Here is a 16246-nt window from a genome sequence, read left to right as displayed (position 1 = left end):
AAGAAACCCCCCCCCCAAAGGGCAGGGGCTACCCCCTCTCTAAAGACCTAACAACCTCTCAAAGCTTAGAAGTTGTAAACATAGTTGAAGAACACAGACACATTGCGTTTGTACGCGATGTCTAGTTTCGAGCCGTCCAATTCTCCCTTGAAGTAGTAGTTCACCGCAAGGGGGATTCTCAAGCCGATTTCAAAGCCGTTGTGCTTGTTGACATTTGTCCTAAAGCCCAAATTCAAGGGGATTTGGAAATAGCTGGTGTTCATGACCGCATGGCCGCCGTGCGCATTGTAGTAGTTCATCAAGTTGGTGTAGTAACTTTGGCCTTTCACACCCCAGCTAGAACCCTCCAGCATCAAACCAGCGAAGAGACCGGTGGTGTATTTGCTGTCTTTGCTTTCATAGAAGTTGTAGAGCGCGTCCACACCCGCACCATAGGTGAAGTTGTCCAAATCGCTCGCATCGCTGACCATGAATGTGCCGTGTTGGTAACTGAAGTTCGCATAATAGCGCAAGCCCCAGCGTTTCTTTTTGCCAAAGAATTGTTTATACCCAAACTGCACATCGATGCCGTACATGTTGCCATTGGAGTTCATGGTCTGCATAGGTGCGTGGGAGGCGGCATAAGTCCGGTTGAGATAAGCTGCATACTGCGGACTGCGTTGCAATAAGCGCTGTTTTAAGGCCGTGAGCTGGGCGATAGAGTCGTTGACCTTGCTTAAAATACTTTTAAGGGTTGTGGGTGTGGCACTGGTTGTGCTGACATCTAGTTGCAAGGCCTCTGGTTTATAAGATGCTTGCACACCCTCTACACTTGCACCCCCTTTGGCAAAGAGTGCTTGAGGCTGGCTAGGTGTGATGGTGGTGGTTGCCCCTGCAAGCGCATTCAACACCTGGCCTTGTAGCTGATCTAGGGTGCTGATTAAATTATTGATCTCGGTGTTGACCGTTGCTGGATTGATGCTTGTTTTGGTCGCTAAATCCCCAAACATGGTCTGCAATGCCCCCACAACATCGCCTATTTGTGTGTTGAGTGCACCGGTCACCTGTTGGTTGAGCACACTTAGGGTATTGGCCAGACTAGTGGTGCTGTTAGAGTTAGCCAAATTAGAAAGCAGAGCCGCCGCGCTGTTTTGTGGGTTAGCCAAAATCAAGGCCACTTGTGCTTGGATGAGCCCTTTATCCCCATTGGCACTACCTCCATTGACCGCTGATTTATAATTGGCAATGGCATCTTGGATTTGTGTGGCAGTGTAAACGCTCTGGGTGCCTAGCTTACTAAGGGCGGCTGTCTCTGCAGCACTATTGCTAGAAACTTGGTTGAGCAACTGCCCTAAGTAGCCGGTTTTATCAATGAGCCCATCTAAGGTGGTTACCCGTCCTGTCTCTGCCGTCATGGCGTTGATGAGATTTTGGATTTGGGCGACATTTGCGCTAGAGAGCATGCCATTTTTTTCTTTAATCGCAGTGCCTTGATTGCTCTGATCATTGCTGGGGTTTAGCATGTTAGCGATGTTTTTAACCCCTGTGGCGTTGGCCGCTACTTGGCTGAGCAAATTACCAAGACCTGTAGCAGAGCCAGCCGCGCTCGTTAAAAGCGGCGTGAGAGAGCCAAGGGCGCTGTCGTATTTGCCCATGTCTGCCACCACTTGTTTGAGCGCAAAGTTAATGAGGTTGTTTTGCTCTGTGGCGTTAAGAGCTGCGGCGTTGGAAAGCACGGTTGTGGCCGCCGCGGCTAATTGTTGAGGCGTGTAGGTGCTAAAAGTAGAAGCATTGATAGTTGTACCGCCACTCACGCCTAGGGCCACAGCCATCGCTTCTGCTAAAGTTGTGGGCGCAGTGCCACCAGTAGGCACGGTGCCGGTCAATAGGGTATTAGAGCCGTCCTTGACAAACTGCACCAAAGCCTGATCGGCATTTAAAGTCCCCACTCCGCTAGAGGCGCTCGGATCGGTGATGTTGGTGGGATTAAAGATCGCATTGAGGCTATCGACCACGCCCACCATCTCATTGATTTGCGCAGAGGTGAGGGTACCATTTGCACCAGTCGAACCTAAAAGCCCAGCTGTTAACGCGGCGGCGGCGGCGGTGGTTTGGTTGCTAAAGGTGAGCGCGCTATTGAGAGCCGCGCTGATGCTGCTTGCAATCGAAGAGGCGCTCGTTGTGCCCACCACAACCCCTCCGTTGAGTTCAGAGTTTAGGGTGTTAAAGCTACTGTCTGGCTTGATGAGCGCATTGATCGCTGTGAGCAAGGGCTGGATGCTTGTGTCAGAAGTTGCGAGTGTAGCCGCTTGCACTGGGCCCACAATGGGCGTGAGAGCCGTTTTGAGATTTTCAAGCAAAGCTGCGTTATGAGCAGATGGGAATGTGGTCGGAGAGCTCCCATTGATGTAAGTTCCAAAGTTATTGGTTTCTAGGGCAGACACGAGTCGGCTTATCACACTCACAGCGGTTTGGCTAGAGCCATCTACTGTGCCAGACCCCGTAATCCCTGAAGAATAGCCAGTTACACCAGCATTAGTCATCACTCCATTTACAAGAGCATCGATCCCCGTAGAAGCGGTGCTCAATAAGCCGGTCATAGCCGCATAGCCCCCAACATAAGGACCTGAAGTTGCTGTGTTGCTAGCCACACTATTGGCCAAGCCTCCCTTGATCGCCCCCTGGAGCCACTGCACCGCTTGCATGCCCTGAAGGACTGTTGTGTTGCCGCTCGTTATATCCCATAGCGTCGTGGGATTAAGCGCGCTCAAAGAACCCTGAAAGTCTGTTTTAGCAATCGCAGCCGTTGGGCTTGTGAGAATGCTGTTGACAGCACTGTAATCCCCGCTGACAGAAGCTACGGCGGTTTGGTTAGCGCTGGCAGTGCCGTTTAAATACCCCACAACATTGTAGATGGAGCTTGACACAGTGTTTAAATAAGCGCTCGCATTGGCGACGGCAACCGGGTTGCTTTGTGCGGCGCTATTTAAAAGGCTAGAGCTGCCGATGAGATTGTTGATGGTCTTGTTCCAGTTATCGATATTGGTCGCATCTGTGTTGATCGCACTAGATAGACCACTTAAATTCGTCCCATTGCCATTCAAGCTGTAATCAGAACTGCTGTAAGTGGCGTATTGTGCAGCCACGGATTTGTTCAAAAGCCCGCTGCCATCAGAATTGAGCACGCTAAACAAATTGGCTGCGGCCCCTTGGTAACTTGCGCTTGTGAGCACCGCATTTTTTTGCATCACCAAAGCGTAAGGGTTGTTTTGCATCGCATCTTGAACCCGTTGTTGCAAGCCCTGCAAATAGGTTAAACGGTTGGAGAGATTTTGCAGTTCTTCTAACTCGCTTTGCAAGCCGGATTTGGTCAAATTGTCTAGGGAAGCATTGCCTTGGATATAGCCCACCACATCTTGGGCGATGGTGTTGGCATTCGTGCTACCGGTCAAAGAGGTCAAGAGCCCCAAGTTGTGGTTATAGCTGTCTAGCGCATTGATGAGAGCCATCACATTGGTTACGGCATTGACCACACTCGCATTTGTCGGATCGGACAAGTAAGCCGTGCTCGTGGTGCTCAAATTTTGGAGCAAAGCCCCTAAATTATTCGCCGCATTCACGGCGTTAGCAAACTGCACCCCGTTGAGATTGTTGATGGTTAGAGTCCCCCCAGATGCAGAGGTAACTTTAGCAGTAAGGGCGGTGTTAGCGCTTTGCAAATTGGCCGCATCGGTGATGAGCTGGGCGACACCTGAAGCCGTGCTCAAAGATTGGCTGGTTTTAAGCGCACCATTGAGTGTGCCTAGATAGCCGCTTTTGCCATTTGCGCCCACTAAATTTTGCCACGCGGTCCAAATGGTTTGTGCGTTGCTATTTGTGTAAGTTGTTGCGCCGATGCCTGCATTATTGAGGGCTTGAGCCAGCGGGGCATAACTGCTGGGACTGGCGTTAAAGCTACCAGAGTAACTGCTCGCATTGAGCAACACCTGCGCCAACTGCTCATTGTCTGCGCTAGAACTGAGGTTTGTGGTCAATGAAGCTGTTTGGGTGGCAATATTGCTCACCAAACTAGCCCCATCAGTGGGGTTAAACACGGTTGCGTAATTGGTGCTTGTGGCGTTATTAGCCCCATTAACCACCGATCCAATGAGGTTTGTGATGGTGTAAAGATTGGTCAAATTGGTAAAATACGCGCTGGTCGTGCCATCTCCCATGCCGATGACAACCCCACCTTGCAAACCACTCGCCGCCGTGCTGTTGAGATTCGCATCGGTAAAGAAAGTCGAATTGCTCTCATAAAGCTTGGCCATGCTGGCCCCTAAAGTGCTCACTTGGGAGTAAGCCGCATTGAGGTTAGAGGTGGTTAGAGAGCTGGCGTTGTTGAGTGTGCCCCACACCCCTGCTAGGCTTTGTTGCATCGTGTTGACACTCGCGCTGGCATAGCCTAGATTTTGTCCGCTGGTTGTGCTGCTCGCATTGTTAAGCATAGAGGCTAAGGGTAAATTCAAAGTGGGCGCTCCCGGAGTCATGCCGGGTTTGACGCTATCCCAAGTTTTGAGCTGGCCCTCAATGGTGCTCATTTTGCTCTGAAGGGCGCTTAAAGCCGTGCTGATATTAGAGGCAGCCGCGCTTGCGAAGTCTTTGGATTCGGTGGTCGCCACAATGTCGAGATTGTGGAGAAAAGACTGGGTATTAGCGCTGTTTGCAGCTTGGATAAAATTGGTCAAATTAGAGTTATTAGCGATGGTGTCTTGGATGTGTCCAACATTGCTCATCACATTCACCACATTGTTGACGAGTTGCAAAATATCGCCTGTAGTAGCAGTGCCAATGCTAGTTGCCAGCTGGGTGTTATACCACGCAAGAGAGCCGGCGGTCGAAGCATTCTGCACCAACGCATCTTCTGCGATCTGTTGAGGAGAGCCGGTAGGTGCAAATGTAGCCCATTGCCCTGCGCTAAAATAAGTGTTAATGTTAGCAGGGGTTGCGATTGTTTGGGCGATCACATAGGCCAAGCGGGCTTGTTCTAGGGTCGTACCCGCCGGCGCACCGTCAGGGACATAAGGCACAGCGGTGTTCACAGAAGCTGCAAAGCTCAGAGTGCCGTTGGCTAAGGCCGTTTCAGCGGCATTCAGGAAAGTCGCAATGTTGGCAACCATCCCAGAAACACTGCCCCTGCCACCAAATAAACCATCAAAAGCTGTACTTGCAGTGCTCCCTCCTGCTCCTAAATTGACACTGGCAGCAAAGTTGCTTTGAACGCTGTTCCAATCACTGAGCAACCCCTCTAGGGTGCTAGAGCCTGAAGCCACCACGCCATTAAGGAAGTTCGTACTGCCTGCACTATAAATCCCGGATTGCACCAAGAGATTGTCCATAGTGCTGGTGTTTAGGGGCACGGTGTTGATCGCGTTGTTCAAATTGCCCTGAACGCTAGCGAGAGTGGTGGCAATGAGCCCGCCCTGAGTAGCCGGCGCGCTCAAGGCTTGATCTAAATAAGAGAGCGCCGCGGCTTGGTTGAGCTGGTTACCGCTCATCTGCGGGCCTGTGATGGCGTTCACATAGGCGTTCAAGAGGCTTTCAGAGTAAGTGATCGCCTGCAACTGGTTTAAGGTTTGGGCTTGACTATTTATAAGATTGTTGGGATCGCCTGTCCCGTAATTGTAGGCGATGTTAGAAACCGCGTTGGCAATGCCGGTGCTGGTGATGCTGTTGAGCAGGGCTTGCTGGTTACCCACAGCCGAGCTATTGCTAAGCATCCCCTCTAAAGAGGTGGTTAAAGAGCTGTAGTTGAGCGATCCAGCAAGGAGCCGACCCAAAGCAATGTCAAACGCGGCGTTGTAGGCCGCATTGTTGTTGACACTCTGTGTAGACCATGAAGAATTGACGCTTGTAGGGTGCGCAATGGCTGTACCCGGATAGGTGGTTTGGTTGCCCGGCGTGCTGGTATTGGGGTAGTTGTTTGCGGTTTGGGAGCTAGCCACCGGCTGGGTGTTATTAGAGGTGAAGACATTGGTGTTGACAAGTTTGTCTAAACTCCCAAGCGCGCTTTGCAAGCCCGCATAAGCCCCACTGCTCCCAAAAGCACTCTCTAGAGTTTTTAAGAAGGCGGTCGAAGGCGCGCTGATGGCAGTACCGGTCGCAAAGTTGTTAAAGATATTTGCCAAACTCGTGTTGGCACTGCTAGCGAGGTTGCTGTTTAGAGTGTTGTAACTCGCTTGAAGACCTGCAACCGCTTGGTTGAGTTGCAACACATCGCTAAACACAGTGGCGTTGCTCGTGCTGTTAAAGGCGGTTTGCAAAACGGCTAGAACAGAAGTGGGCGTGCCCTTCACATTCACTTGAGCCCCCATGATGTCTTTCCACGCCGTGAAGACCGCGTTCGCATTGGCAGGATCGACTAAGGTGCTGCCTAAACCGCTTAAGATTTGCGCCTCTGTGGGGACAAGCGAGCCATTGCTAGGGTAGAGCTTTTCTAGCTCTGTGATCACCGCAGACAGAGAGGAGCTGTTGAGGGTGTTGTTGGCGATGTAGTTGATCCCTTGGATCACCGACATGGGAGTGGAATTGACATTGCCTACATTTTGCGCCAAAGCCAAAGAGGCGTTCGTGTAGTTGGTGTTGAGGCTGTAGGTTGTGGTGCCACCGGTTGTCGTTGTGCTGACAAGCCCACCCACTAGAGAGTTGATCGTGTTTAAATTGCCCAAGGCTTGTAGACTGCCATGGGTGTAGGCGTATTGTTCCGCACCCGAACCTGCAGAGGTTAAAATGGCCTTGTTGGCAGCCGCGCTGTCAGGAGCGGCAAAGAGCAGGCTATTGAGTGTGTTTAAATCGCTGCTAAGGCTGGAGGTGCTGGTCGGAGCGAGCGCGTTTAAGAAAGCACTCCCTGTGGAGCTAATGGTGGTGTTAAACGCATTGATCACGGAGGGCGACATGTTAAGCGTGTTGCTCTGGGTGTTGATATTGAGCTGGTTGGTGAGGGTTTTGATATTGGTGTATAAATTGGTGAGCGTGCTGTCTGCCAAAGCGGGGACTTTCCCGCTGGCAATCAAACTGCTGTTCAAATTCCCCGTAACCGCTCCAGTGGAGCCATTGACACTAAAGTAAGGATTAGCCACATTGGCGGTGTTGGTGACCGTGCTGGTGTTGCCGCTTTGGATATTACCGATGTTGTGATCGGCGGCCACCCCGCTAAAGGTGGTGCGGTAGTTATAGGCATAACGCGCGCTAGAGCCTAGCTCCCCTAAAAGGGAGTTGATGTTAAAGACCCCTTGTGCGGTGGGGTAGATATTGGCGTAGTTGCCCAAGAAATCATAGCCTGTGGAGCTAGAAATTTGGCCAAAAAGCCCGCCAGCTCCATAGAGGTTGTATTGAGTGATTTGGGGGTCGTTGATTACACCAGAGCTGCCGATGAAAGGAGAGGTTTGGATATCGCTAACACTCGTGCTTGTAGCAGATGTGAGGCCATAAATACCAGCGGTGCCCCCGGGGGTGGTGTAGGTGCCCCCTAGAATGCCACTCACGGAGTTGATCATGTTTTGGACCTCGACCTCTGTCGCATCTAGAGGTGAGAGGCTCAAACAACCCGCTATGGCCAAACTAAGGGTTTTGATGGTCTTAAGGAGTGGAGTCCGCACCGTGCGACCAGGTGTACCTAGGAGATAACTCCCATGCTTGAATCTAGATTTGTCCATGGATGTCCTTTATGAATATTATGTAAAAAGTGGAGTTTTAAGGTTTAGGGAGACCATCAACATTCACACTGTTTGCGAGGTGGTCTTTGGCATTCACCGTAGATTGGCTAGGCAAGCTATTGGCATTCGCGCCTAAGCTATTGGGCTGGCCGTTCATGAGGAAGGGATTAGGGATATTGCTATCTCCTAATTGTCCTGCTACATTCCCATTACTGCTCTCTGCTCTTGTCATGTTCGAATATTGGAATCCCACACTTCCGTAGAATCCAGAGTTTTCAGCAAAGAAACAGAGAGAGAGAGAGAGATTGCAACCCAAAATTTAAGGTGAAAATAAGTCCATTTCATCTAAAATTGCGCACCCTCAAATTATATTGAGAGATGCCTGTTTTAAACCTCATGAAAGGATACGCATGATTGTGAAAACATATAAACCGAAAGTTTTGAAAATTGCTTCTCTGTTGGGGCTGGGGTTCCTAGCTTTGGCTCCTTGGCTTTCTGCTGAAAACTCTGGATTCTACGGAAGTGTGGGATTCCAATATTCGAACATGACAAGAGCAGAGAGCAGTAATGGGGGGATGGGGATACCTCCTACCGCGACCTTAAACGGCAATCCTTTTCTAGGGGCGACGACCCAAGGGGTGAATGTACCCCAATTTGGGAATGCAAGCACGGATGTGAACCAATATAACGGCACAACAACCGTCCCCGGTCTTCCTAACTACTCTCAAGTTAAATAACATTTCAAGGACACATACAAATGAAAGATAGAAAGCACAAACCCTATAAGCGTACTCTTAGCGTTGCGCTCGCCACCTGCTTTGGCTTTGCTCCTGGTGTGGATGCCACAGATCTCGACACAACTCCATCAACATCATCACCATCTATGAATGTCAACCAATTGGTCGACTCCATCTCTGGACTTTTGGGGGGGACCTATGGCGTGAGTGGCGACACCACCCCTTCGATCTTTGGAGCCTCTGCGGCAAGCCCTATTTACGTCAATAACGAGGGCAGTGCCACCCAATTTGGCACCGCCACAGGGCAGATCTCTCGCGGGGCAACCACCAGCGGCCTAAACAACAACCCCCAAATCAGCAACTACAACCTCTACGGCCAAAATGGCCTCTTAGGTGTCTTTGGACAGGGCACAAACTACACCAATCCTCTCGCCTCCCTAGGTAGTATTTATTCCTCAGCCGATGCCTACTATGGCTACCGCACGGCCTTTGCGGGCGTGAGCGCAAGCAACAATCTTTTAAACCCCAATGCGGCCGTCTCCAACAGCTATTTTACCACCACTAACGGGTCTTTAACGGGCGCGACAGGCACTTTAAATGCCTCTTTGCTCAACAGTGGGACCAATGTCACCACGGTCAATACCTTTTTGGGCAATCTCTATGGCGTGATCGCCGACATCAACAAAAACATCACCGTCTCTGGCTCTGGTAACACTGTCCCCACCTATGTTGCCGACTACGGCTCTTCGGGGGTGATCGGCTCAACTGGGCAGGCGTTTTTAAGCGCGCTTTCTAGCTCGAGCAGCAGCGCGCTTTCTAGCTCTTTAGACACGCTCTCTAGCGCGCTAGGGCTAGACACCAGCTCGGGTTCTCAAGGGCTCATCACCTCCTCTACCAGTAACCTGCTCACCACTTACAGCGTGAGCACCGGGGCACTAGGGGCTCTAAGCGCGCTCAACACCCTAAACTCTTTGGTCAACAACGGGATTGTCACCACAACCACGAGCGCGAGCAGCACGGGTTATGTAACCAACCCCAACTACACCGCCGCAATGACACTTTATAACATAACGACCAAAAAAGCAATTTGAGCGCCGTAACGAACAACATCCTCAACGGGGCCTCTTTAAGTCAGGTGGCCGCGGCGATCGATAAGCTCAACGCCAACGGGTTTGGGGTCGCCACAGATGCCCAGTTGCAAAGCGCGCTCACAGGGTTGGTTAATCCCGGCCAATACCGGGAGGTCTATACCGCCTATGATGCGATCGCCAAGGCCATTGCCGATAGCTCCACGAGCCCCACTGCAAGCGCGCCTAGCTACACCACCATCTTTAAAAGCGGCACGAGCAATGGCGACATTTTGCAAAGCTTGGTAACCTTTGGCAATGCTCTAAGCGGGGTTTCTGACTCAGGTCTAAGTTCTAGTAACGCCTTGATTAAATCCGCCGTGATCACCAGCGGGGGAGGGTCTTTGAGCTCTACCATGCTACAGGCTCTATACGACACCTTTAATGGGACTTCTTCGAGCACTTCTTCAGCGTACTCTGAGCTTTCCAGCGCGCTCAACGCCCTAAAAGGGGCGCTTAATCCCGGCACCATTGATGTGAGCAGCACCACGACCACCTCTACCACTTCGCCCTTTACACCCGGGCAAAACAAGACAAGCCAATATCCCATCAGTGCCACTCCCTCAACTACCGCGAGCAACATCACCTCCTACACCACCCAGGAGGCGGCTAACCAGGTGGCTTACAACAAGGCTGTGTACTCTGCCCTCTCTAATCTCTTAGGCCAGGTCATCACCTACAGCTCTGGGCAAAACACCTTAACCAGCTTGCTTAAGGGCGGAGGGTCTGTGGCTTCTCAAATCCTGGATACGGGCATCCAAAATGCAGCTGCTAACACGCTTCTAGGCCAAAGCAACACCGGCAATGCGGCCGCTTTGCAGATCAACCAAATCCGCGCCATCTACACCTCCTCTGATTTGCTCAGTGCCTATGTCGATGCGGCCATCAAGCCCAACAGCGCGATCAACCCAGAGACCCAAGCCCAAATCCTCACGGGCTTAAACCAGGCCTTGAGCGCGAGCGCAGCCAATCAGGGCTTGATTGCCCAAACGGCTTATAGCATCGAGCAGCTGCTCAATTCGACCGCCACCCCCACTTTGTTCGGCCAGCCTGTTACGGGCGCGTCTCTAACCAATGCGCTAGGCATCACCACCGGCGATCCCTTTGGCAGCGATCTTTCCAACACCCAAATCACACAGGGCTTAAACGCCATCGACTCTCTTAAAAATATGGTTTCTGGTAATTCTGTTGCGAATATGCAGGATGCAGCCACGGCATCAGCGACTTTAGCCAAAGACTATGCCCTCGTTGAAGCCAATGTCGGCCAGTTGCAACTAGCTACTGGCACCACGCTTAATGAGGCGCTTTCCAAACTGGTAACCACAAACTCCAGCACCATTTCGACTGAAATCCCAGGATTTACGACTTTGACAAGCGGCAGCCCTACCCCACAACAAACCGCCCTTGCAGATGCCATCCGTGCTCTTGTGGGCGCAACCGCAAGCACAGGCACTACATCCTTAACCGCCAATAGCCCCTTTACCAAACTCAACACGGCTTTAGGCACCAGCGGGACGACCGCGGAAAACATCGCCACCTTGCAAGGCGATGCGGTGAAAATCGCTGGGGCCAATGGCACGGGGGGTTATGTGGCCGCCATCAACGCCATCATGAACTCTGGCAACCAGCTATCTAGCTGGAGTAGCTCCACTTCTGGCTCTATCGGAGCGCAGATCGCTCAAGTCCAAGGCTTGTTAAACACGCTTGATAGCCAGTCTACCGCAAGCCAAAGTGAAAGCTTTGCAGAAGGTCTAGCCACCAATCCTAGCACGACCATCGCCAATTTAGAACAACAAGTGCAAAGCTACATCTCGGCGCTAAAAACCTACGATGGCATCGGCAACGCCGCCAACGCCACTTGGAGCACTAGTGGGGTCAAGCTCACTTCCAACACCCTCTCTAGCATGCTCCAAGCCGCAGGGGCTAGCCCCGGGGTGGATTTAGGCTTTGCCACCGCGGCGGCTAATTCCATCCAAAACGCCTTAACTTCCGTGCAAAGTTTGGTAGGCACCTCCGATTTCTCAGCAAGCACCCTAGCGGCGCTCACCGGTGTGGGCGCGGCCTCTGGATCTAGCTCTGTGCTCGGCAATCTCAACACAGCCGTCTCTAAACTCTACTCTTTAGACCCTGCTTTCTTTGGTGCCAATAGCCAAACCAACAAAACCCCCGGCAACTTAAGCAATATCAGCAATATCTACAGCAACAACGCCATTTTGCAAGACAACCAAATTTTAGGCGCCCCCTCTCAAGGGATTGGCGCGACCTCTGTAGGTGGCGGGATCACACAAAACCCCGGGGCAGCGGGCTATTTCAAGAACTTGGTTAATCTCAACACCATCACAAGCCTGTTAGGCTCTGTGGTCGGCGGTACGGCGAGCGCGCCTGCTGCCAGCAGCAGTTACACCACCGCCTTTGGCACAAATGGCTCTAATGGCGTGGTGGGCACTCTTTTGGGCTCTAGTAATGCCAACTACAACAATCTCACCACTGGCCTAGCCACCGGCACCAACGCCACCCAGTTGATCCAAGAGCTCATGACCTTGGGCTCTAGCCTCAACACCTCTACCCTCTCTGCAAGTGCCTTTGATGCCCTCAAACCCTATTTCGCCACTGCGGGCACGAACACAAGCGGCGCGGCCTTTAATGCGTGGACGGCGTGGAAAGCCATTGCCTTTGCTCCGAGCGGATCGACTAGCACGCTCGCCCAACTAGGCTCTTTGGTGAACCAAGCCCCCACAAGTGCCGTTGCCATCTACCAGCTCCTTCAAGACGCCAAAAGTTTGAACGCCGCTAACGCCGCTTTAACCACCAGCGGCAGCGGGCTTGCCGGCAGCAATGTTAGTTCCGGGCTTTTGAATGTCAACAGCACCAACGCCGCGGCTTTCACCCAAGCCATGAACGCCGCTAATGCTGTGGGCCAGTTGCTTAAAGCGCTGCCCGATTCAAGCGGTGCAGCAGCGGCCACGAACGCCAGCAGCGTGATCTCACTCATCCAGGCCTTAAACACCTACGATCACAACATCACCTTGCTCAACAATCTCGCGCCCACCTCCACAGGAGTCCAAGCCGGTCAAACCATCGCCTCTCAAATCCTCAACTATCTACAAGCCGAAACGGGGGCCAAAGGCCTTACCGGGGTAACCAGCGGCGCTATTTCTACGAACGCCACAGAAATCCAAGGCCTGCTCAACCGCTTAAAATACTTGCAAGGCTTGCAAGCCCAGGTCCAACAAGCCATTGACAACAACCCCTACGCTTTGGTGATGGGCAAAGACCAAGCCGTCAAATCCAGCACTTTCCAAGCGGCAGCGGGCGCGTTGGCGAATCAAACAACAGGGTTGTTTAACGCCGCCACTGCCGATACGCTCTTTGGCACGACGACTAGCTCTACAGGCACCACCTACAACCCCACAAGCGACATGAGCAGCGCGTTTAGCAGTTTGAGCACCACTTTGGGCTACCAGATGGATAACTTAACCACCTACAATGGCCTGATCGCCGATTTGACCAATCCAAGCGAAAGCATCTTGCTCAACCCCACCTCTGGCGTGTTGCAAAGCACCGCGCAAAGCGCGCTCCAAACCATTGCCCAAAATGTCTATGACATCACCACCTATTTAGCACCCGTGAGCACCAGTGCAGCGGGAGGAACGAGCGCAAACACCTCGAACTTCAACAGCATCAGCAGCGCTTATAACAGCATCAACAGTGCTTTGAGCAACTCTGCGGTGGCCACTCTAGGCACTCTTTTTAGCACAGGTAGCAATGGAGCTGCGGGCACCGGGGCTTTAACCATTAGTAGTTTAAGCCAAACGACAGAAAATGCGACCTCACATGCCAAATCCACCGTTCTTGCTGGCATGCAAGCCATTGTGGCCTTAAACAACATGTTTGGTTCGATCCAAAGCGACGCCGCCGGCACCGCCCCCTCTCAAGGCTTTAAAAATTTCCAAGCGAGCACGGGCAGCAATGGGCTAGGTTCTTTGAATACCAACATCGCTGGTTTAACAAATGCTCTGAACACTTCTGCCGACAATCTTAGCACCATCAAAACCATCAATAGTGCCCAGATTGGCACGGTCGCTCAGATCCTACAGGCTCTAGAGAACAACAGCACCACAGCAGGCCTTATTAATAGCTCCGCCACGATTGATTCTAGTGCAGTTACAACAGCATTTACCAATGACACCTCCGCGGCGTGGGAGGCCGTGAGCAAGGCTCTAACGCCTGTCATCGGAGCCGCTAATGTCGCCCTAATCGCGCCCTCTGTAAGTTCGGGCAGCACTCTAGCCAGTTTTTTAACTGCGGCGCAAAATCTCATTGGCACGGCGCAAAATGGCGGCAAGGGTGCGGCGTTGCAGATGATCAACGATGGGATTGTCAACAAATACGAGGTCAACACCACCAACTTGCAAGCGGCCATCCCTAAGCTCATCGAACAAGCCCAAACGCTTAATAGCCTCTACACCACCGTGCAAGACTCCGTGGTTGCGGCCACTTCTAGCAGCAAAAACAGCATCCTTGCTGCTGCAGTAGGTGGTTCTACGGGGGGCCCGGGCAGTGCAGGTGCTTCGGGTCCTAGCACCACAGGCCCCGGTTCTACAGGTACGCCCGCTGGCTCCTCCACCCCCGGTAGTGCTGGGTCTCCCGGTTCTGCTGGCGGCCCCGGCACTCCAGCGGGCTCTCCCGGTAGTTCGCCCACTCCAACGACCACTACTTCTAATGCCGTTGGCATCACACCTGCGCAGTACAACGCGATCAAACAGGTGGTGCAAGAGGCCGCGACCATCTTTGGCTCAAGCACCTCTGGTTCGAGCACAGCCAATTCAAGTCCGTTTGAAGCCAGCGGGATTTTAAGCCCCACCTCTTCGGGAGTGGTGAGCGTGGCCGACTCGGAGATCCAGTCTCTGATCTCTTCTTCAGCCTCGTCAAGCAGCACTAGCGCGTCTATGCCCACCGCCCTCACAGGTAACGGTGCCCCCACAAGCTTTGCCGGCTTGGTGGCTTATGAATTGACTTTAAATGGCGTAACTGCCGGATCGAATGTAGGCGATACGCTCAAAGCAGCCAGCAGCACACAACTAGAAACCGCCATCCAAGCGGCTCTCTCTAGCCCAGCACTCACCAATGCGATGATGCAGCCCCTTGTCGAAAAAGCGCTTGTGAATGTCTTAGACGCTGTGGCCAGCTACAACAGCGCAAATAACACCCTCTCTCCTTTGCTCAACAGCGCTAAGGCCACGAGCGCGACGATTTTAAACGATGCGCTCAACAACGCTTCTAGCTTGCAGGGCTTGCTGAGCAAACTCAATTTGAGCGGGACTGTCATGAGCGGGACAACGGCTAGCACAACAGGGCTTTTGAAAGCCTCCACGATTGCGAAAATCGAGGCCGCACTCAATAACATGAAAAATAGCAGTGCCACTTACGCCGCCGCTCAAAACGCGATCAACGCCAACACCCCAGCGGCCCAACAAGCCCAACAAATCGAGGCGGCTGTTACCGCGAGCAATAATTTGCAAACTAGCCTAAACGCCCTTACGATTTTGGGCAACACGCAGTTTAACTCTTCGACGCAGAGCAATTATCTATCCGATGTGGCCACCGTGACCAACGCACAGGCCGATTACATGGCCGCCAACTACACCTTGCCTAGTTTGCTAGCGGCTCTTAAGAGCACCAGCCAAAACTTTGCGAGTAGCCCTAATGCGCAAGCGGTGCAAACTTCTGTGGCGCAAGTGTATCGCGAGATCATGCAAACGGCTAATTTAAACCCTAGCGCAGCCCGCGCGGCTCTGTCCAATTTGGTTAATGAGATCAGCAACTTGCAAGATCAGGTGGTGGGCGCGCTAGCCGGATTGGTCCAAGCGAGCCAAAACGCAGGTAGCGGCACCACACAACCCGCGGGTGGCGTGGCCGCTTCTGTGAAAGAAGGCGCGCATGCAGGCACGTTGCTGGTGTCTTTGGGGCAAAAGGGCAGTGCGCTTTTTGAGATGCCCGCTGGCAGTCCACAACAACAGGTCAATGCCCTAAAAACCTTGCTCAACAATTTGCAGACCACCTCTGCCTACGCGAAGGCAAGCCTGATCAAACTCCAAGCTGATTTGAAGGGCTACTATGTGGCCACCGCGTCCGCCTCCCACGCACCTATGCAGACCATGAACTCCAATGGCAACATGTACGGCATCGATGTGCAGTTTGGGTATAAACAATTCTTTGGCAAAAAGAAACGCTGGGGCTTGCGCTATTATGCGAACTTCAGTTACCAACACGGCACATTCATGGTCAGCGATGCGAGCGATTTGGACAACTTCACCTATGGTGCGGGTGTGGACGCGCTCTACAACTTCTATGAAAGCAAAGACAGCAAATACACCACCGGTCTCTTCGCTGGTTTGATGCTGGAGGGTTCTAGCTGGGGTGTGAAAGGCCAAAGTTACTACACCAACTTGATGAACTACTACAATGCGCACGGCGGCCATGCGGTCATGAACACCAGCTATTTCCAAATCCCCTTGAATTTGGGCTTTAGGACAAATGTCAACAAGCACAACGGCTTTGAAATCGGCTTGAGAATCCCCCTTGCGGTGAACTACTACTTCAAGGGAGAATTGGACGGCTCGAAACTAGACATCGCGTACAAACGCAATGTGTCTGTGTTCTTCAACTATGTTTACAACTTCTAAGCTTTGAGAGGTTGTTAGGTCTT

Annotated in this window: 4 protein-coding genes; 3 read left to right on the top strand and 1 reads right to left on the bottom strand. The window is 52.3% G+C overall.

Features of this window, described 5'->3' with window-relative positions:
* Positions 1 to 65: 65 nt before the first annotated feature.
* The gene (locus K6J72_RS06020) at positions 66 to 7673 is read right to left on the bottom strand and encodes an outer membrane beta-barrel protein (protein ID WP_221281232.1); all 7608 of its coding nucleotides are present in this window, start codon (positions 7671 to 7673) and stop codon (positions 66 to 68) included.
* Between the two features lie 410 nt (positions 7674 to 8083).
* Between K6J72_RS06020 and K6J72_RS06015 the strand changes: the two genes are divergently transcribed.
* The 3 genes from K6J72_RS06015 to K6J72_RS06005 are packed head-to-tail and all read left to right on the top strand — an operon-like array spanning position 8084 to position 16223.
* Positions 8084 to 8410 (top strand): hypothetical protein, encoded by a 327-nt coding sequence (locus tag K6J72_RS06015; RefSeq protein WP_221279205.1) that lies wholly within the window; start codon positions 8084 to 8086, stop codon positions 8408 to 8410.
* Positions 8411 to 8430: 20 nt separating this feature from the next.
* Positions 8431 to 9501, top strand: coding sequence for a hypothetical protein (locus K6J72_RS06010; RefSeq protein ID WP_221279204.1), 1071 nt, complete (start codon positions 8431 to 8433; stop codon positions 9499 to 9501).
* On the top strand, positions 9498 to 16223 hold the full coding sequence (locus tag K6J72_RS06005) for an outer membrane protein (protein WP_221281230.1): 6726 nt from the start codon (positions 9498 to 9500) through the stop codon (positions 16221 to 16223). Before K6J72_RS06010 ends, K6J72_RS06005 begins: the two co-directional genes overlap by 4 nt.
* The last annotated feature ends 23 nt before the right edge of the window (positions 16224 to 16246 follow it).

The sequence above is a fragment of the Helicobacter sp. NHP19-003 genome (genome assembly GCF_019703305.1).
Taxonomy (GTDB): domain Bacteria; phylum Campylobacterota; class Campylobacteria; order Campylobacterales; family Helicobacteraceae; genus Helicobacter; species Helicobacter gastrocanis.
This window is presented reverse-complemented; position numbering and strand designations above follow the sequence as displayed.